An 18,780-nucleotide genomic window follows, 5' to 3' on the forward strand; every position below is an offset into this window, starting at 1 on the left:
GGCGTTAACTTCATACTCAATTTTTGGGTGGACCGTCCCTTCTGGGGGCGTTTTTTTATTATAATTTATTTTAAAAGAAAATTTATGAGAAAGAAAGGGAATTATGGCAAGTTTTAAATCATTAGATACAAAAAATACCAAACAAAGAGAACTTGATCTTTCCAAATATTGGGCAGATATAGACCTATTGGATAAGACTTTTACAACAAGAGAAGATGCTGAAGAATATATAATCTATGATGGACCTCCAACTGCAAATGGAAAACCAGGAATCCATCACGTTATAGCAAGAACCTTGAAGGATATGACTTCAAGATATAAAAATATGAGGGGCTTTAAGGTTTTAAAAAAAGCTGGATGGGATACACATGGACTTCCTGTTGAAATCGAAGTTGAAAAAGAATTAGGTTTTACAGAAAAAGATCAAATCGAAGCTTACGGCGTTGAAAAATTCAATCAAAAATGTAAGGACTCAGTTTTTAAATATTCAGACATGTGGAGAGATATGTCAGACAGAATGGCTTTTCTTTATGATATGGATAATCCTTATATAACTTTGGACAATGATTATATTGAAACTGAATGGTGGCTATTAAACCAAGCTTTTAAAAAAGGATTAATTTATGAAGGCGCAAAAGTTATGCCATATTGCCCAAGATGTGGTACAGGTCTTGCAAGTCACGAAGTTGCTCAAGGCTATCAAATGGATAAGGCCATAACTTTAATTTGTAAATTTAAGAAAAAAGATGCCGACAATGAATATTTCCTAGCTTGGACAACAACTCCATGGACTCTTCCATCAAACGTAGCTTTAACTGTTCATCCAGAACTTGACTATGTAAAAGTAAATGATAAAACTGATGGCTGCTATTATTATTTGGCAAAATCTTTGCTTGAAAAAGTTATGGCAGATCATGAGTATGAAGTTGTTGAAGAGATGAAGGGAAAAGATCTTGAGTATGTTGAATACGAACAATTACTTCCATATGTAAAGCCAGATGGCAAGGCATTTTTCTTAACTTGTGCTGATTATGTTTCAGCAGAAGACGGTACAGGAATTGTTCACACAGCTCCAGCTTTTGGTGAAGACGACTACCAACTTGGAAGAAAATATAATTTGCCATTTGTTCAACCAGTTGACCTTGAAGGATGTTTTACAGAAACTCCTTGGAAGGGCAAATTTATTTTTGATACAAACGAAGAAATTTTCCTACATTTAAGAGATGAGGGAAAAGTTTATAAAAAACAAACAATCGAACACAATTATCCTCACTGTTGGAGATGTAAAACTCCACTTGTTTATTATGCAAAACCATCTTGGTATATAGAAATGAGCAAACTTTCTGAAAAAATGGTTGAAAATAATAACGGAGTTAATTGGTATCCACAAACAATTGGTGATAAAAGATTTGGAAATTGGCTTGAAAATGTAAAAGATTGGGCAATTTCAAGATCAAGATATTGGGGAACTCCACTAAATCTTTGGAGATGTGACGATTGTGGTCATGTTGAATCAATCGGTTCAAGAAAAGAATTGGCTGAAAAAGCAAGAGAAAATATAAGTGAAGATATAGAACTTCACAGACCATATGTTGACGATGTAACAATAACTTGTCCGGATTGTGGAAAAGTAATGCATAGGGTTCCAGATGTAATTGACGTTTGGTTTGACTCAGGAGCAATGCCATTTTCACAAGTTCATTATCCATTTGCAAAGGGAGAAGATTTTGAAAATTATTTCCCAGCAGATTTCATTTGCGAAGGAATTGACCAAACAAGAGGATGGTTCTATTCATTAATGGCAATTTCAACAATTATTACAGGCAAAGCACCATACAAAAATGTTTTGGTAAATGACCTCGTTGTTGATAAAAACGGACAAAAAATGTCAAAATCAAAAGGAAATACATTAAATCCTTTCAAATTATTTGATAAATATGGGGCAGATGCAGTAAGATTTTATTCACTTTTTGTATCACCTTGCTGGGTTCCAACAAAATTTGACGAAAAAGGTCTAATCGAAGTTAAAAATAATTTCTTTAGGACAATCGAAAATGTTTATAACTTCTTTGTTCTTTATGCAAATACAGATAATATAAGTCTTGATCAGATTAAAAATTTCAAAAATGTAGAACTTGAAGAAATTGACAAGTGGTTATATTCAAGATTAAATTCACTATTAAAAGCCTATTATGAACAAATGGAATCTTTTGATTACAACAAGGTTGTTCATTTGGTAAATGATTTTGTTGTAGAAGATTTATCAAATTGGTATATAAGAAGAAATAGAAAGAGATTTTGGAGAGAAGATTTAACAGAATCTAAAAAAGCAGTTTATAAAACATGCTTTGATGTTTTGGTAAGTCTTTCAAAAATGACAGCTCCAATAGCTCCATTTATTTCAGAAGAAATCTACAGAAATTTGACCAATGGACTTTCAGTTCACGTTGAAAAACTTGATGAGGTTAATGAAGATTTAATTGACCAAAAATTAGAAGAGAAAATGGATCTTGTAAGAAAAATGGTAACTCTTGGTCGTGCATCAAGGGAAAAAGAATCAATCAAGGTTCGTCAACCTCTAGAAAAAATAATTGTAGATGGATCATTTAAAGAAAAAATCGGTGATTTGACAGGCTTAATCAAAGAAGAATTAAATATTAAAGAAGTTGAATTTGCAGATGATCTTTCAGACTTTATGGATTATTATCTAAAACCAAATTTCAGAAAAGTTGGACAAATTTTCGCTAAAAACGTAGGAGCTTTTGGAAAATTCTTGGCAGGCGTTGATGCAAAAGAATTTGTAGAAAAGGTTGAAAATTCTCCACAAGAAATAGAAATAAATGGAGAAAAATACACAGTTGAAAAAGATTATCTTGACGTAAGAATCCAAGCAAAAGAAGGATTTGATGTTGAGATGGACGGAAATGTATTTGTAGTTTTGGATACAGAAATTACAGAAGAACTTAAAAAAGAAGGATACGCAAGAGAGTTTGTATCAAAAATCCAAAATCTTAGAAAAGATAATGGCTATGAAGTTACAGACAGAATCGACATTTTCTTTAGTGCAGACGACGAATTGAAAAATGCCTTAAAAGATTTTGAAGAAGAAATCAAAAAAGAAACTTTAGCTGATACAATGGAAGTAAAAGACCTTGATACAGAAGAATTCGAATTAAATGATAAAAGTGTAAAAATCGAACTTGAAAGAAAATAAATTTAAGGGAAGTAAGGAAACTTGCTTCCTTTTTTTATGGATTGGAGAAAAAAATGAAAATTAGACTTATGAATATGGTTAAAATTTACGATGAAAAAAATAATAAGGTTCTAGTTTTGGATAAAAAGAAAAAATATGGCTGGGAGGGTCTAACCTTTCCTGGTGGAAAAGTTGAAAAAAACGAATCTTTTGAAAATTCTGTAATAAGAGAGGCAAAGGAAGAAACAAATTTAGATATAAAAAATCCTGAACTTCTTGGAATAATCACTTGGGCCTTTACAAACGATGAGGGTGAATTTCAAAAAGATGTGGGACTTTTATACCAAACAAGTGATTTTTCTGGAAAATTAATTGAAAATAACAGGGAAGGAAAATTGTTTTGGAAAGATTATGATGAATTTAAAAAAATGGAAAAAATGAGCGATTCTATGCCAGAAATTTTAAAAATTTATGATGGAAAATATAGAGAAATATATTGGGATGTGGATAAGGGTAGGAAAAAATTTTATTGATTTTAAATTTGAAACCAAATCAATTTTTTCCGTATGATATTCTTAGCGTGAGGATTTGTATACTTTGTCTACAGTCTGAGATGTTTGTCTACATCTTTTTTTCTATTTTTATGTTATACTTTTAAAAGAAACTAATGGGGGTGGTCTTGTGTGTGAAAATTTAGATAAATATTCTGTGGTTTTAAAAAATGTTTCTAAGTCTTTTGATGATGAAACCATTTTAAAATCTGTTGATTTAGAGCTTGAGAAGGGGAAATTTTATACGCTTTTGGGACCTTCTGGCTGTGGGAAAACTACAATTTTAAATCTTATTGCTGGATTTTTGGAAGCAAATTCGGGTGAGATTTATATTAATGGAGAAAATGTTTTAAATATTCCTGCAAGTAAGAGAAAGGTTAATACAGTTTTTCAAAATTATTCTCTTTTTCCTCATATGAATGTTTTTGATAATGTTGCATTTGGTCTTGAAATTAAAAAAACTGATAAAAAAATTATAAAAAAGGAAGTTGAAAAGGCTCTTGATATGGTAAATTTGTCTGGTTTTGAAAAACGTGAAGTTTCTCAAATGTCTGGTGGGCAAAAACAAAGGGTTGCCATAGCTCGTGCTCTTGTAAATAAACCTGATGTGCTTTTACTTGATGAGCCTTTGTCTGCTCTTGATATGAAACTTAGAAAATCTATGCAAGTTTTGCTTCGTGATTTGCAGTGGGAGTTGGGAATTACTTTTGTTTTTGTAACTCACGATCAAGAAGAGGCTCTTGCCATGAGCGATTGGATTTTTGTAATGGATAAGGGAGAAATTGTCCAACAAGGAAGCCCAAAAGATATTTATGATGAGCCAATCAATCGCTATGTTGCTCAGTTTATTGGGGAAAGCAATATTTTGAAGGCGAGAATGGTTGATGATTATAAGGTTGAATTTGCAAATAAAACTTTCGCCTGCTCTGATGCTGGAATTAATAAAAATGAAAGGGTTGAAGTTGTAATTAGACCTGAAGATATAAATGTTGTGTCAGTTGATGATGCTGATATTGTTGTAAATATCGACAATATTTTGTACAGGGGAGTTTTTAATGAATTGATTTGTTTTGATTCTTCTGAGTTTAGGTGGAAAATTCACACAACGAGAAATTTTGAAGAAGGCGATGATATTGGAATAAAAATTGATGCAGAAAACATTCACGTTATGCGTTATAACGAAAGCGAGGATGATTTTGATAAAAGAATTGAAAAATATGCGATTGGAGAAGATGATGGCTAAAAAATACCAAAAATTATCTGCGATTTATTATTTGTGGATTTTAATTTTTATAATTGCACCTATTCTTCTTTTAATTTACCAATCATTTTTTGATATTTATGGAAATTTCACCTTAGACAATTACATTTCATATTTCTCAAATAAAAATTATATGATTATGACCTTCAATTCTCTTTTGACTGCATTTTTAATAACGGCCTTCACACTTTTGTGGGCCTATCCATTTTCGTATTTTTTGTCAAAGGCTAAAAACAAGGATTTTATTTTGCTTTTGGTAATTCTTCCAACTTGGATAAATTTGGTTTTAAAGGCCTACGCTTTTATTGGACTTTTTAATAAAAATGGAAGTATTATGGGATTTTTGGGACTTGCAAGTGAGGGGATTTTGTTTACAAATCCTGCCTTTATTTTGGTTGCTTCCTACGTCGAACTTCCTTTTATGATAATTCCAATTTTTAGGGCGATTGATTCTATTCCAAATGAATATATAATTGCAAGCGAAGATTTGGGAGCAAATAAGTTTCAAACTTTTAGAAAAATAATTCTTCCTCTTTCCATGGATGGAGTAATGGCAGCAAGCCAGGCGGTTTTTATTCCTTCTCTTTCACTTTTTCTTATAACGAGAATTATTGGAGGAAATAAAATTATAACCTTGGGAACAGCTGTTGAAGAGCATTATTTGGTTACTCAAAATTGGGGCATGGGTTCAACCATCGGCCTTGTTTTAATTTTTATGATGTTTGCAGTTATTTCTATTTTAAATAAAAAGGCGGTCAAAAATGGAAAATAAAAAAAATAGGCTTGGAAATTTGTATTTATTTTTTATATTTATAATAATGTACTTGCCCTTGGGTTTTTTGATTTTTTATTCATTTAATAGCGGGGGAAATATGAATGTTTTTGAAAGCTTTACATTAAAATATTATAAAAAAGTTTTTGAAGACGAAAGACTTATAAATATTGTAATAAATACCCTAATAATTGGACTTTTGTCGTCATTAATTGCAACAATAATTGGAACACTTGGTGCAATTTCAATTTATTATATGAGAGATAAAAATTTAAAAAAGAAAGTTTTAGGTCTAAATTCAGTTTTGATGGTTTTGCCAGATGTAATGATGGGAGCATCATTTTTGATTTTATTTTCTTTTTTATTAAAAATTCCCATGGGTTTTTACTCAGTTTTGCTCTCACACATTGCCTTTTCAATTCCTATTGTGGTTTTGATGGTTCTTCCAAGGCTTTACGCCCTAAATTCTGATATGATGAAGGCTGCGGAAGACTTGGGAGCAAATGATATTACAATTTTAAATAAAATTATCCTTCCAAATATTGCAAGCGGAATATTTGCAGGATTTTTTATGGCCCTTACTTATTCTTTGGATGATTTTGCAGTTACATTTTTTGTTACAGGATCAGGATTTTCGACCCTTTCTGTAGAAATTTATTCCAGGGTTAGGACAGGAATTTCTCTAGAAATAAATGCCCTATCTTCAATGATTTTTATTTTGTCCTTGATTTTGGCAATAGGCTATTATGTTATACAAAGTAGAGAAGAAAAAAGGAGGGCAAGATGAACAAGGTTTATAAATTTTTCTTAGGAATTTTGACACTTTGCTTACTTTTATTTTTGGGACAAAAAAAATTAAATGCAAAAGAAAAAGACCAAGATTCAAAAAATATTTATTTTTACAATTGGGGCGATTATATTGACCCTGAAATTATAAAAGATTTTGAAAAAGAAACCGGCTATCACGTAATTTATGAAACTTTCGATTCAAATGAGGCAATGATGGCAAAAGTTGAGCAGGGAAAAACCTCCTATGATTTGGCTTTTCCTTCAGAATATACGGTTGAAATGATGGGGGATAAAAAACTTTTGAAAAAATTAGATCACAAAAAAATAAAGGGACTTGATAATATTGACCAAAGATTTTTAAATTTATCATATGATCCCAATAATGAGTATTCAATTCCATATTTTTGGGGATCTTTTGGTATAATTTATAACAATAAAAAATACAAAAAAGAAGATTTTTCATCTTGGAAAAATTTGTGGGATAAAAAATTTGAAGGAGAAATTTTATCTTTTGATGGGGCAAGAGAAACTTTGGGGATTGGACTTTTGGCAGAAGGAAGATCCTTAAACGAAAAGGACGAAAAAGTTTTAAGACAAACTAAGGATGAATTGGTTGGTTTTATGAAAAATGTAAAGGCAATTCTTGCCGATGAAATCAGAATGTATATGGTCCAAGAGGAAGCTGATATAGCAATTACATTTTCAGGAGAAGCCTCAATGGCTGAGTCTATAAATCCAAATCTTTCCTACACGATCCCAAAAGAAGGATCAAACATTTGGTTTGACACCATGGTTATTCCAAAAACCTCAAAAAATACCGAGGGAGCCTACGCCCTTATAAATTATCTTTTAAGACCAGAAGTTGCCGCAAAAAACGCTGATTATGTTTGGTATCCAACTCCAAACAAAAAGGCTATGAAATATATTGACAAGGAAGCAAGAGCTGATAAAACCTTGTATCCGGACGATGAAGATATAGAAAAATTAGAAGTTTTCAAAAATTTGGGAAAAGAAAGAACAATTTTATATAACGATTTGTTTTTGGATTTAAAAATATCACCTCAAGCAGATTAAAATTTTCCTTGGAAATTTGCTAGATAGTAAGTTTTCAAGGATTTTTTTAATTAATTTATTGTATAATAAATTAAAGAAGTAAATTTGAATTAATAAGAAAGGTTTTCACAAAAATAGGAGAAAAATATGGTAGAAAAAAATATTAATGAATTTGTAAGAGAAAATGCCCCTTGCTATATTTATCAAAAGGATGTGATTGATAAATCTTGCCAAATTTTAAAGGAAAAATTTAAAAATGTTGAATTTTTATATTCAATCAAGGCAAATCCCTTTATGCCAGTAATAAAAACTATAAGAGAAAATAAAATTGGATCAGATGCAGCATCAAGTAATGAAGTTTTATTGTCGATTGAAGCTGGTATGGAAAAAAATCAAATTTATTATTCTGCTCCAGGAAAAACAATGGAAGATTTAAAAAAAGCTTGGGGTAAGTGTGTTTTTATTGCAGATTCCTTCCACGAGCTTGATTTATTGGATGATTTGGCAAAAAAGCACGGAGAAATTTTGGAAGTTGGTTTGAGAATTAATCCAAATTATTCAATGAAGGACAAAAAAGCCCATCCAAGTAAATTTGGTGTTGATGAAGATAAAATTTTTGATTTTTCTTGGAAATATAAAAATTTAAAACTGGTTGGACTTCATGTTCACGTTCAAAGTCAAATTCTTGATACAAATCTTCTTTCAAACTACTACAAAAATACCTATGATTTGGCACTTAAATTTTCAAAATTAGACTTTGTGGATTTGAAATTTATAAATTTTGGGTCTGGGATTGGAGTTTCTTATGATAAGAAAAATGAAAAAGATGTGGACTTGGATATTTTGTCAAAAACTATGAAAGATTTGTACGAAAAAAATAAAAATGAGCTTGGAGCTAAATTTTTAATTGAAAGCGGAAGATTTTTAGTGATGAATTCAGGGACCTACTATACTCCAGTAATCGACAAGAAATATTCTCAAGGAAAAACCTATCTTGTCGTAAAAAATGCCATGAATGGTTTTGTTAAGGCTTCAATGAAAGAAATGTTGAAAGATGCCTTGGGAAAAGAGTGTGAAAAAGCCTTTGAGCCACTTTATACAGGAATTAATCAATGTGAATTTGAAATTATTGGAGATTCTTTGGAAAAAGAAAAAGTAGATATTGGTGGTCACTTGTGCACAAGCTTGGATTTATTGGCAAGAGATATTGAACTTAAAAAAGCTGAAATTGGAGATATTTTAAAAATTACCAATGCAGGAGCCTATTCATACAGTATTTCAATTTTAAATTTCGCAAGCCACAACTTGCCAAAAGAATTTTTGATTTAAATATAAAAAAATAAAGGACTTTTTCAAAAGTCCTTTATTTTATTTGATCTTCTATATCTTTAAATTCCATATCCTTGGAAAGATTTTCTATTGTATTTATGGTTGATCTCCAATTTTTTATAAGGGCAGCCCTTGCTTTTTCAAGATTTTTTTCTTTTAAGGCATCAATTATATCCATATGTTCCTTGTAAGTAGTAAAATTTTCTTCACCGGCTTCAAAAAAATGAATTTCCATTCTTTCAACTCTTCTTTTTAGCTTGTCGACAATTGGTTTTATTTCTACATTGCCTGAAAGTTCAATAAAAGCATTGTGAAATTCGTTGTCTTTTTTTATGGTTTTTAATTGATCATTTTTTCTGTGAAAATATTTAATGTCTTCATTTAAATCTTCGATTTTTTCTATAAATTTATCGTCAATCTTGTCAAAAGATTCAATAAGGGCAAGCTCTTCCAAACTATAAATTATTGGATAAATATCTTTTGCTTCGCCAGGATTAATTGGAGCAACAATGGTCCAGCGATTTGCCTTGGTCATAACAAGTCCCTCGCTTTCAAGTTGTAAGAGAGCTTCTCTAACTGGAGTTCTTGAAATTCCCAAATCATTTGAAAGTTCTTGAACCCTAAGCCTTTCGCAAGGTTTTAGTTCTCCATTTATAATTCTTTTTGCAAGCAAATTGTAAGCCTCATCTTTTACAAAAGTCCTGCTTATTTTTTTTATCTTAACTTTATTTTTATTATTTTCACTCATAAATTCCTCTTTTTTAAATTTTCCATACAAAAATATTATAACAGAAATACATTTTTAGACAAAGGTTTTATTGAAAAGCTTAAAGTGGTATGTTATACTCTACATATAAATAATGGAGGAAAATATGAAACTTGTTGCAGGATTTGACACGACCAGCGATGCTCTTTTGATGGAAAATTTTTGTAAAAATAAAAATATAAAGGGAGATATGATTCCCGTTCCCGAAGAATTTGGAGCAGGTTGTGGGTTAGCTTTTAGGTTTGAAAGTGAAAATTTTGAAAAAATAAAAAAAATCCTCGATGAGGAAAATGTTTTTTATAAAATTTTAAAAGTTTTAAATATATAATTAATCCTAGGAAATTTGATTTTTTAAGGAGAAATGATGAAAATAATAAAAGATTTACCAGAAGTTTTTGAGGAATTTGCTGATCAAAGAAAAAATTCTTTTTTGGAAGTAAAAAAAATAAAAGATAGTGGAAGCCCAGTTGTGGGTATGTATTGTACATATTTTCCAAGAGAAATTGCCCAAGCGGCAGGAGCAAGAACTGTTTCTCTTTGCTCAACTTCTGATGAAACAATAAGCGAAGCGGAAAAAGATTTGCCAATAAATCTTTGTCCCTTGATAAAATCTTCTTACGGCTTTGCCATAACTGATAAGTGCCCGTTTTTTCATTTTTCAGATTTGGTAATAGGCGAGACTACTTGTGATGGAAAGCAAAAAATGTATGAACTTATGGGAGAATTTAAACCAGTTCATGTTATGAACCTTCCTCACAGTCAAGGAGAAGATGCCCTTAATCTTTGGGAAAAAGAAGTTTTAAGGGTAAAGGAAAAAATTGAAGATACTTTTGAAGTAGAAATTTCTGATGAAAATTTGGAAAAAGAAATAAAACTTGAAAATGAAATCAGAAAAGCCTTCAAAAAACTTGCAGGAACAATGGCAAATGATCCAACCCCAATGTCAGGTTATGATTATTTTAAAGTTTTGTACGGATCAACTTTTAAATTTGATAGGGAAAATCTTCCAAATGAGCTTAATAAATTGGCAGAAAAAATCATGGAAGAATATGACGGAAATCGTCCGAAAAAACCAAGGATTTTAATAACAGGCTGCCCAATCGGTGGTGCAACTGAAAAAGTTATTCAAGCGGTTGAAGATAACGGGGGAATTGTTGTAAGTTATGAAAATTGTACTGGCGAGAAAAATTACGATAGGCTAGTTGAAGAAGATACAGAAAATCCATTAAAGGCCCTTGCAAAAAGATATATAGATATCGGCTGTTCTGTGATGAGCCCAAATGAAAACAGGTTTGATCTTCTTGATAGATTAATTGATAAGTACAAGGTTGATGGGGTTTTGGATGTAGAGCTTCAATCTTGCCATACTTATGCAATTGAAACAACTTCTATTAGAAAATTTGTAACAGATGAGAAAAATATTCCTTATATATCTTTGGAAACAGATTTTTCAAAGACGGATATAGGACAAATAAATACAAGAATTGCAGCTTTTATAGAAATGCTTTAGGCTAATTGTGAACTTGTTGTAAAAGGGCAAATTTTTATTTTTAATTATTTTGGGTAAAAATTTGTCTTTGACAAGTTCACTTTTTTTATAAAATTTTAGTTTTTTGCTTTAATTTATGAAAATGTTTTATTAAAAAAAGATAGTATATTAAATATAGAAAGTAGTTGATTATATGCTAGATAAATACGAAAGAAAAATAGATTATTTAAGAATTTCTCTTACAGATCGATGCAATTATAGGTGTAAATATTGTATGCCGGATGGTCTTTCTTGTAAAAAAAGCCATGATGATATGTTGACCCTTGAAGAGATAAATGAAATTAGCAAAATTTTTGTAAAAAAAGGAATCGAAAAAATTAGACTTACTGGTGGCGAGCCTTTGGTTAGAAAAAATGTAGAAAGTTTGGTAAAAATGCTTGCTGAAATTGATGGGCTTGAAGATTTGGCAATGACTACAAACGGATATTTTTTAAAAGAAAAGGCAGAAATTTTGTGGAAAAATGGACTAAAAAGATTAAATATTTCTCTTGATAGCCTAGACTTTCAAAAATATAAAATGATGAGCCAAGGCGGAGATTTAAAAAAAGTTCTTGATGCAATAAAATATGCCAAAAATTTTGGATATGTAATAAAAATAAATACAGTTTTAATCAAAGGATTTAATGATGGAGAAATTTATGATCTTATAAAATTTTCCAAAGAAAATGACTTGCAATTAAGATTTATTGAGCTAATGCCAATAGGAGATACGGCAGATTTTTCAAAAGATAAATTTATTTCAAGCGATGAGATTATAAAAAAATTAAATCTTATTCCAATAAAAAATCTGGATAAAAATTCGCCAACAAGTCTTTACCAAGTCCCAGATTTTGATTATACACTTGGGCTAATTGAGCCTTTAAGCCACAAATTTTGCAAGGATTGCAACAGACTAAGACTTACATCAGACGGGAAAATTAGACCTTGCCTTCATTCAGATTTACAAATTGATTTGAAAAAGGCCATAAGAGAAAATAAAAATATAGAAAAATTAATTGATGAGGTTTTAATGAAAAAACCTCAAAGACATCATTTGGAAAAAGAAGTTATAAAAGAATCTATGTATAGGATAGGAGGATAAATGTTTACGCATTTAGATAAAAACGGCAGGGGGCAAATGGTTGATATTTCAAAAAAAGAAATCAGCCAAAGAGAAGCCATAGCCAAGGGTTCAATTGAACTTAAAAAAGAAACGATAGAAGCAATAAAAAATGAAAAAATAAAAAAGGGAGACGTTCTTGCCATCGCCCAAGTTGCAGCAATCCAGGCTGTAAAAAATACTTCTTCAATAATTCCAATGGCCCATCCACTTTTGTTAAATGGAATAAATGTAGATTTTAATTTTGAGGGAAATTTATTATTCTGCGAAGTAAAAGTTAAGTGTCAAGGAAAAACTGGAGTTGAAATGGAAGCTTTGACGGGAGTTTCTGCTGGACTTTTGACAGTTTATGATATGTGCAAGGCTCTTGATAAGTCTATGACCATAAAAGATATATATTTAGTGAAAAAATCAGGAGGAAAATCAGGGCTTTATGAAAGAGAAAATTTATAAATACGCCTTTGTGGTAATTTCTGATACCAGATCTACTGGCGAAAATAAAGACGGCTGCATTGATGCTTGCCAAAAAATAATGCCAGAGAATTATAAGATGGTTTATAAATCTATAATTAATGATGATTTGGAAAATATTGAAAATGAATTAAATAAATTGGTTGGTGAAAATATCCAATTAATTTTAACATCTGGTGGGACCGGACTTTCAAAAAGGGACAACACACCAGAGGCAAGTTTAAAAGTAATTGAAAAACAAACGCCAGGCATAAGCGAGGCAATAAGATTAATTTCAAAAGAAAAAACTCATATGTGGGCCCTATCAAGGGCGGTTTCTGGAATAAAAAATAATTCTTTGATTATAAATTTGCCAGGATCTCCTAAGGCTGTCACAGAAAGTATCGAAGGGATTTTGCCATTTTTAGGCCATGGCTTAGATATATTAGAAGGAGATAATAGTGGACATAAATAAAGCAAAAGTTTTATCAATAAATATTTCAAAAACAAAAGGTGTGAGAAAGGAACAGATAGGTCAGGGTTTATTTAAAAAAGATTTTGGGCTAGAAAATGACGCTCACGCAGGAAAGTGGCACAGGCAAGTAAGCCTTTTGGCAGTAGAATCAATTAGAAAAATGGAAAATGAAAATCGTAAATTTGCTTTTGGGGATTTTGCAGAAAATATTACAACCCAAGGAATAATTTTGCATGAACTTCCAATAGGAGAAAAATTAAAAATTGGCGATTGTGTTTTGGAAGTTAGTCAAATTGGAAAAGAATGTCACAAGGGTTGCGCCATAAAACAAAGTGTTGGAAAGTGTATTATGCCTTATGAGGGAATATTTGCAAAAGTAATTGAAGAAGGCGTAATAAAAACTGGAGACGAAATTAAAATATTAGGAGAAAAAAATGAATTTTAAAAAAATCTCAATGGCAGCTCTAGCAGGAGCACTATTAATAGCAACAGCAGCTTGTGCTAACAATAATAAAAATGACAACAATTCAAATGAACTTATGTCAAATTCAAATGTAGCAAAATCAAATGAGGCTACAGACACAAAGGATAAAAAAGAACTTACAGTATTTGCAGCAGCTTCAATGACAGAAGCATTAGAAGAATTAAAAACAGAATTTGAAAAAGAAAATCCAAATCTTAGTTTGACCTTTAACTTTGATTCATCAGGAACATTAAAAACTCAAATTGATGAGGGAGCAGACTGTGATGTATTTGTTTCAGCAGCTCAAAAACAAATGGATGAACTTGAAGGCGAAGATAAAATAGACAAAGAAACAAGATTTGATTTACTTGAAAATGAAGTAACTCTTGCAGTAGCAGAAAGAAATGAAAAAGGTATCAAAGATTTTAAAGATCTTGAAAAAGATGAAGTAGAAAAAATTGCCCTAGGAAATTCTGATGTTCCAGTTGGACAATATTCAGAAGAAATTCTTAAAAATTTAGGAATTTGGGATAAAATCCAAGATAAGGTAACTTTTGGTTCAAATGTAAAAGAAGTTACCTCATGGGTAAGCGAAAAGGTCGCAGATTGTGGAATAGTTTATAAAACTGATGCAAAAACTGCAGGACTTGAAACAGTAGCAGTAGCTGACGATTCAATGCTTGAAAATAAAGTGGTTTATCCAGCAGCTCTTCTAAAAAATTCAAAAAATCCAGAAGAAGGCAAAAAATATCTAGAATTTTTAAAAGGCGAAAAAGCATCAGAAATTTTAGATAAATATGGATTTAAGCCATTAAGTAAATAGATATGGACCTTTATCCTTTATATAATTCAATAAGGATTGCAAGTATATCATCAGTAATAATATTTTTTCTTGGTATATTTGCAGCCTACTATATTAAAAAATTACCTGCAAAAGTAAAGGGGGCAATAGATGTGGTATTAACCCTACCCTTGGTCTTGCCTCCTACTGTTGTAGGATTTTTTCTAATTAAAATTTTAGGACCAAATTCAGGACTTGGGAAAATTTTTGTAGAATATTTTAAATTCCCTCTTATAATGAATTGGTATTCAGCAATTTTTGCAACAGTTATAGTGACCTTTCCCTTGATGTATAGGACAACAAGAGGAGCCTTTGAAGCTTACAACGAAAATTTAACCTACGCTGCTCAAACCTTGGGCAAGTCAAATACTTGGATTTTTTGGAAAGTTTTGATGCCAAATTGTAAAAAAGGAATAATGGCAGGTTTAGTTTTATCCTTTGCAAGAGCCCTAGGAGAATATGGAGCAACTTCAATGGTAAGCGGCTACACCCCAGGAAAAACTGCAACAATTTCAACAAGTGTCTATCAATTTTGGAGAATTGGTCAAGATGAAATCGCCTATAAATGGGTCATGATAAATGTTTTAATTTCATTTATAGTTCTTGTTGCCATAAATTTTTTGGAAGATACAATCCCAAAGGAGAAGGCTTATGCTTGAAGTTGATATCAAAAAAAATTTTGAAAATTTTAAGCTTGATGCAAAATTTACAAACGAAGAAGGAATTTTGGGAATTTTGGGAGCATCAGGTTCTGGCAAAAGTTTGACCCTAAAAGCAATAGCAGGAATAATAAAACCAGATTATGGAAAAATAATTTTAAATGGCAGAGTACTTTTTGATAAAGATAAAAAAATAAATGTACCAACAAAAGACAGAAAAGTTGCCTATCTTTTTCAAGATTACGCACTTTTTCCAAATATGACAGTTTATGAAAATATAAAAACTGGATTTAGGGGAAAAAATAAAAATTTTGAAAAAATAATAAATAAAAAATTAGAAGAGCTCCACATAGACCATATAAAAAATAAACGTCCAGATATGATTTCGGGTGGAGAAAAACAAAGGACGGCTCTTGCAAGAATTTTGGTAAATGAACCAGAAATTCTTTTGTTAGACGAGCCATATTCAGCAATAGATGGATATTTAAGATGGTCAATTGAGCTTGAAGTTAGAAAAATTATAGAAGAATACAAAATTCCAACCCTTTTTGTATCCCACGATAGGGATGAAATTTATAGGATGTGCTATGACATTGTAATAATGGCAAATGGAAAATCTGAGCCAAAAAAAAGAACCAAGGAACTTTTCCAAAATCCAGAAACAATGGCAGCAGCAGAGCTATCAGGTTGCAAAAATTTCTCAGAAATTGAAAAAATTGGAGAAAATACTTACAAGGCTAAGGCTTGGAATATTGACCTAAATTTAGAAAAAAATCACAAGGAAAAATTTATAGGCATAAGAGGCCATGACATAGAAATTTCCAAAAATAAAAAGGAAAAAAATTCATACGAAGTAGAAATATTAAAAGAAATAGAACAAACTTTTAATACCTGCCTAATAATAAGAAAAAAAGATGGTCAAGGTCAAATGACTGTATTTTTAGAAAAAGAAAAATGGAAAAATTTAAAAAATGAAAAAAAACTTTATTTCACTTTGGATGAAAAAAACATCATGTTTTTAAAATAAAAACAAAAAAATCAATCGAAAAAATACCAATAAAAAGAAAAATAAAGAGATCTCTCGACTCACTACCGTTCGCTCGAGATGGGTTATGTGGCTAGATTTTTATACTTCGAATAAGTTTTAGATAAATTTTAATAAATACAGAATTATATTTAAAAAATTCACCAATTCAACTCACAAAATTCAATCGACTATGGTGGATGTGTTTTTAATTATATGCTTTGAATAAGTTAAAATTAAATTTTAATAAATACAAACTCGTGTTTTTAGGAAACTTAGACATTAAAAGTAAAAATAAAACTTTAGCAATTAAAAATGGAAAAAACTTACCCATCTCGAGCAGATAATTATGCCTTGATTTGGCATAATTATCCCTAAAAATTAGTGTGAGAGCACGGAAAAGTTTTCGAAGAAAACTGGTTTTAGTAGTCGAGAGATCTCTTAGATTTTCTAAGCTTGTAATTTACATTAACCTAGATAAAAATCTAAGCAAAGAACTATTTTACAACAATCAAAAAGCTAGGACTAAGCCTAGCTTTTTTCTTTTGCTATATTTTTTACAGCATCTATTGTTTTTTCTATTTCTTCTTTTGTGTTATAAAATGACAGGCTCATTCTTACTATGCCTTGTTTTTTTGTTCCCATTTTTTCGTGAAAAAGTGGGGCGCAATGGCTGCCTGCTCTTACACAAATCTCATAATCATCCCAAAGTTTCATTGCTATATAATTTGCAGGAATATCTTTTATATTAAATGAAATTATTGGAACATGATTTAAATTTATATTTGAATAAAATTTTATTCCTTGTATATCTTTTAGGCCATCATACAAAATTTTTGTAAGCTCATTTATATTTTTGTGAGGACTTTTCTCCAAAAATTCTACGGCAGCTTTTAGTCCAGAAAAGGAATGAACATTTGCAGTCCCTGGTTCAAATAAATCTGGTAAGATATGTGGCTGAGTTTTTGAAAAAGAATCAAAACCTGATCCTCCAGAAAAAACTTGCCTAAAGTTAAAATCCCCATTTACAATAAATCCACCCGTTCCTTGGGGAGCGTGAAGACCCTTATGGCCTGTAAATAAAAATATCGAATTATCATATTTTTTTATATCAAAAGGCACATATCCTGCAACTTGGGCTCCGTCAATTATTAATTTTAAATCATTTTTCTTACAAATCTCATAAGTCCTATCAAGGTCTGTCAAAACTCCTGAAATATTTGATGCACCAGTTATGATAAGAGCCTTGGTGTTTTTTTTGACCAAATTTTCAATTTCTTCAAGATCAAGGCTAAAATCATCTTTTATATCAATAAAAGAAATTTCCATCCCGTCTTTTACCAAACTATAAAGGGGTCTTAAAACTGAATTGTGCTCTGATAAACTTGTTATTATATGGTCATTTTTATCAAATAAGGAATTTATAACAAAATTTAGGGCAAAAGTTATATTTTGGCACAAAACAACATTTAGGGGATTATCCATACCAAAATAAGATCCGACTTTTTTTCTTGTTTGCATCAATAAATCCAGGGCGTCAAGGCTAACCTTGTAGGCTCCTCTTGATGGGTTGCCAAAAGATTTTGAATTTATAGCATTATAAACTGCCCTTGCAACTGATTCGTCCTTATCGATTGTAGTTGCGGCATTGTCAAGATAAATCATAGGCTTTAACCTCTGGCTTTCTCTCGTTTTCTTTGTAAATAAGCATGTATTTTTCATCGAAATCTAACTTATTTTTTGAAAAAATTTCCCTTACCTTCTCATCAAATTTTTTCTCATACCTAAGGCAAAGTCCACAACCGGCATCAATTTCTGGCAAAAGAGGGACAAGCCTTGCCCTTATATTTTCACTTTCGACTTTACTTAGGGCAAGATAGGCAAAATTTGATGATTTGAAAGTATAAATCACATATTCCATCATGGTCTTATTGTATGGTGGGTTCTCATTAATGAAGAAATTTCATACATATTTGAAATTCTTCCAACCTTTAATTCTTCTTTTACTCCATAATGGTCAAGGCAAAGTCCACATGAAATTATATCTACACCGTTATCAGCAAGTTTTTTCAAATCTTCAATGGTATTTTCTCTTTGTGTTGTCAAAAATACTCCCTTGTTGTAGCAAATTACATATTTTGGAAGCACGTCTGCCTCAGTTATTGAAACTAAGAAACTTTCCAAAAGAGATTTTGAGAAATCTTCATCCCCATCACCAATTTTATCAGAATCAAAAACAACAACATATGAAGAAGATAGGCTTTCTCCCTTATCTTTTTTCTCTTTTTCTTCTTCATTTTTCTTAAATGTTAATTTGAAAACCTCGTCTTCTTTTTCTTCGATTTCAACATCAAAGCCTGTTTCCTTGGCAAGTTTTTTCAAATTTTCTACAGCAATATCTTCATTTACAAGTACATAAAAATTTTCTTCACCATTTTTAATTTCTCTTTTTGCCATAATTACAGGCATTGGACATTCGATTCCTCTAGCATCAATTTCTTTCATT

At 30.8% G+C, this 18,780-nt stretch carries 20 protein-coding genes; 16 read left to right on the top strand and 4 right to left on the bottom strand.

The genetic code is table 11. The features are described from left to right. Window positions 1-103: 103 nt before the first annotated feature. The 7 genes from ileS (at window position 104) to L6653_RS06720 (ending at window position 8,948) form a co-directional block, all read left to right on the top strand. On the top strand, window positions 104-3,214 hold the full coding sequence (gene ileS / locus L6653_RS06690; RefSeq protein WP_236786114.1) for an isoleucine--tRNA ligase: 3,111 nt from the start codon (window positions 104-106) through the stop codon (window positions 3,212-3,214). Window positions 3,215-3,267: 53 nt separating this feature from the next. Further along, the gene (locus tag L6653_RS06695) at window positions 3,268-3,726 is read left to right on the top strand and encodes an NUDIX domain-containing protein (RefSeq protein WP_236786116.1); all 459 of its coding nucleotides are present in this window, start codon (window positions 3,268-3,270) and stop codon (window positions 3,724-3,726) included. A 148-nt stretch (window positions 3,727-3,874) separates the two neighbouring features. Continuing rightward, the gene (locus L6653_RS06700; RefSeq protein WP_236786118.1) at window positions 3,875-4,987 is read left to right on the top strand and encodes an ABC transporter ATP-binding protein; all 1,113 of its coding nucleotides are present in this window, start codon (window positions 3,875-3,877) and stop codon (window positions 4,985-4,987) included. Beyond that, window positions 4,980-5,777, top strand: coding sequence for an ABC transporter permease (locus L6653_RS06705; protein WP_236786120.1), 798 nt, complete (start codon window positions 4,980-4,982; stop codon window positions 5,775-5,777). The genes L6653_RS06700 and L6653_RS06705 overlap by 8 nt, the downstream gene beginning before the upstream one ends. Beyond that, a complete protein-coding gene (locus tag L6653_RS06710; RefSeq protein WP_236786122.1) occupies window positions 5,767-6,564 on the top strand; it encodes an ABC transporter permease in 798 nt (265 codons plus the stop codon). The genes L6653_RS06705 and L6653_RS06710 overlap by 11 nt, the downstream gene beginning before the upstream one ends. Further along, on the top strand, window positions 6,561-7,640 hold the full coding sequence (locus tag L6653_RS06715; protein WP_236786124.1) for an ABC transporter substrate-binding protein: 1,080 nt from the start codon (window positions 6,561-6,563) through the stop codon (window positions 7,638-7,640). The genes L6653_RS06710 and L6653_RS06715 overlap by 4 nt, the downstream gene beginning before the upstream one ends. A gap of 126 nt (window positions 7,641-7,766) precedes the next feature. Next, a complete protein-coding gene (locus L6653_RS06720; RefSeq protein WP_236786126.1) occupies window positions 7,767-8,948 on the top strand; it encodes a diaminopimelate decarboxylase family protein in 1,182 nt (393 codons plus the stop codon). A 34-nt stretch (window positions 8,949-8,982) separates the two neighbouring features. Here the strand turns inward: L6653_RS06720 and L6653_RS06725 are convergent, their stop codons facing one another. Beyond that, window positions 8,983-9,696, bottom strand: coding sequence for a GntR family transcriptional regulator (locus L6653_RS06725; protein ID WP_236786128.1), 714 nt, complete (start codon window positions 9,694-9,696; stop codon window positions 8,983-8,985). A gap of 124 nt (window positions 9,697-9,820) precedes the next feature. Between L6653_RS06725 and L6653_RS06730 the strand changes: the two genes are divergently transcribed. From L6653_RS06730 to L6653_RS06770, 9 genes are all read left to right on the top strand, one after another. Then, window positions 9,821-10,042 carry a putative Se/S carrier protein gene (locus L6653_RS06730; RefSeq protein ID WP_236786130.1) on the top strand — a complete coding sequence of 74 codons (222 nt, stop codon included), beginning with the start codon at window positions 9,821-9,823 and terminating at the stop codon, window positions 10,040-10,042. Window positions 10,043-10,078: 36 nt separating this feature from the next. Continuing rightward, window positions 10,079-11,224 carry a double-cubane-cluster-containing anaerobic reductase gene (locus L6653_RS06735; RefSeq protein ID WP_236786132.1) on the top strand — a complete coding sequence of 382 codons (1,146 nt, stop codon included), beginning with the start codon at window positions 10,079-10,081 and terminating at the stop codon, window positions 11,222-11,224. Window positions 11,225-11,396: 172 nt separating this feature from the next. Next, a complete protein-coding gene (gene moaA / locus L6653_RS06740) occupies window positions 11,397-12,344 on the top strand; it encodes a GTP 3',8-cyclase MoaA (RefSeq protein ID WP_236786134.1) in 948 nt (315 codons plus the stop codon). Further along, a complete protein-coding gene (moaC, locus tag L6653_RS06745) occupies window positions 12,345-12,815 on the top strand; it encodes a cyclic pyranopterin monophosphate synthase MoaC (RefSeq protein ID WP_236786136.1) in 471 nt (156 codons plus the stop codon). Then, complete coding sequence (locus tag L6653_RS06750) at window positions 12,796-13,287, top strand: MogA/MoaB family molybdenum cofactor biosynthesis protein (protein ID WP_236786138.1); 492 nt, start codon at window positions 12,796-12,798, stop codon at window positions 13,285-13,287. Before moaC ends, L6653_RS06750 begins: the two co-directional genes overlap by 20 nt. After that, on the top strand, window positions 13,274-13,732 hold the full coding sequence (locus tag L6653_RS06755) for an MOSC domain-containing protein (RefSeq protein ID WP_369806172.1): 459 nt from the start codon (window positions 13,274-13,276) through the stop codon (window positions 13,730-13,732). Before L6653_RS06750 ends, L6653_RS06755 begins: the two co-directional genes overlap by 14 nt. Next, a complete protein-coding gene (gene modA / locus L6653_RS06760; protein ID WP_236786140.1) occupies window positions 13,722-14,573 on the top strand; it encodes a molybdate ABC transporter substrate-binding protein in 852 nt (283 codons plus the stop codon). Before L6653_RS06755 ends, modA begins: the two co-directional genes overlap by 11 nt. Before the next feature lie 2 nt (window positions 14,574-14,575). Further along, a complete protein-coding gene (modB, locus tag L6653_RS06765; protein WP_236786142.1) occupies window positions 14,576-15,250 on the top strand; it encodes a molybdate ABC transporter permease subunit in 675 nt (224 codons plus the stop codon). After that, window positions 15,243-16,277 (top strand): sulfate/molybdate ABC transporter ATP-binding protein, encoded by a 1,035-nt coding sequence (locus tag L6653_RS06770; protein ID WP_236786143.1) that lies wholly within the window; start codon window positions 15,243-15,245, stop codon window positions 16,275-16,277. The genes modB and L6653_RS06770 overlap by 8 nt, the downstream gene beginning before the upstream one ends. Before the next feature lie 528 nt (window positions 16,278-16,805). Here the strand turns inward: L6653_RS06770 and L6653_RS06775 are convergent. The 3 genes from L6653_RS06775 to yedF are packed head-to-tail and all read right to left on the bottom strand — an operon-like array spanning window position 16,806 to window position 18,779. After that, window positions 16,806-17,939: an aminotransferase class V-fold PLP-dependent enzyme gene (locus tag L6653_RS06775; protein WP_236786145.1), complete on the bottom strand. Its 1,134-nt coding sequence runs from the start codon at window positions 17,937-17,939 to the stop codon at window positions 16,806-16,808. After that, window positions 17,926-18,195 (bottom strand): putative Se/S carrier protein, encoded by a 270-nt coding sequence (locus L6653_RS06780; RefSeq protein ID WP_236786147.1) that lies wholly within the window; start codon window positions 18,193-18,195, stop codon window positions 17,926-17,928. Before L6653_RS06780 ends, L6653_RS06775 begins: the two co-directional genes overlap by 14 nt. Further along, window positions 18,195-18,779, bottom strand: coding sequence for a sulfurtransferase-like selenium metabolism protein YedF (gene yedF, locus L6653_RS06785; RefSeq protein WP_236786149.1), 585 nt, complete (start codon window positions 18,777-18,779; stop codon window positions 18,195-18,197). Before yedF ends, L6653_RS06780 begins: the two co-directional genes overlap by 1 nt. Window position 18,780 lies beyond the last annotated feature (1 nt).

The organism is Anaerococcus ihuae (genome assembly GCF_928368155.1).
GTDB lineage: Bacteria > Bacillota > Clostridia > Tissierellales > Peptoniphilaceae > Anaerococcus > Anaerococcus ihuae.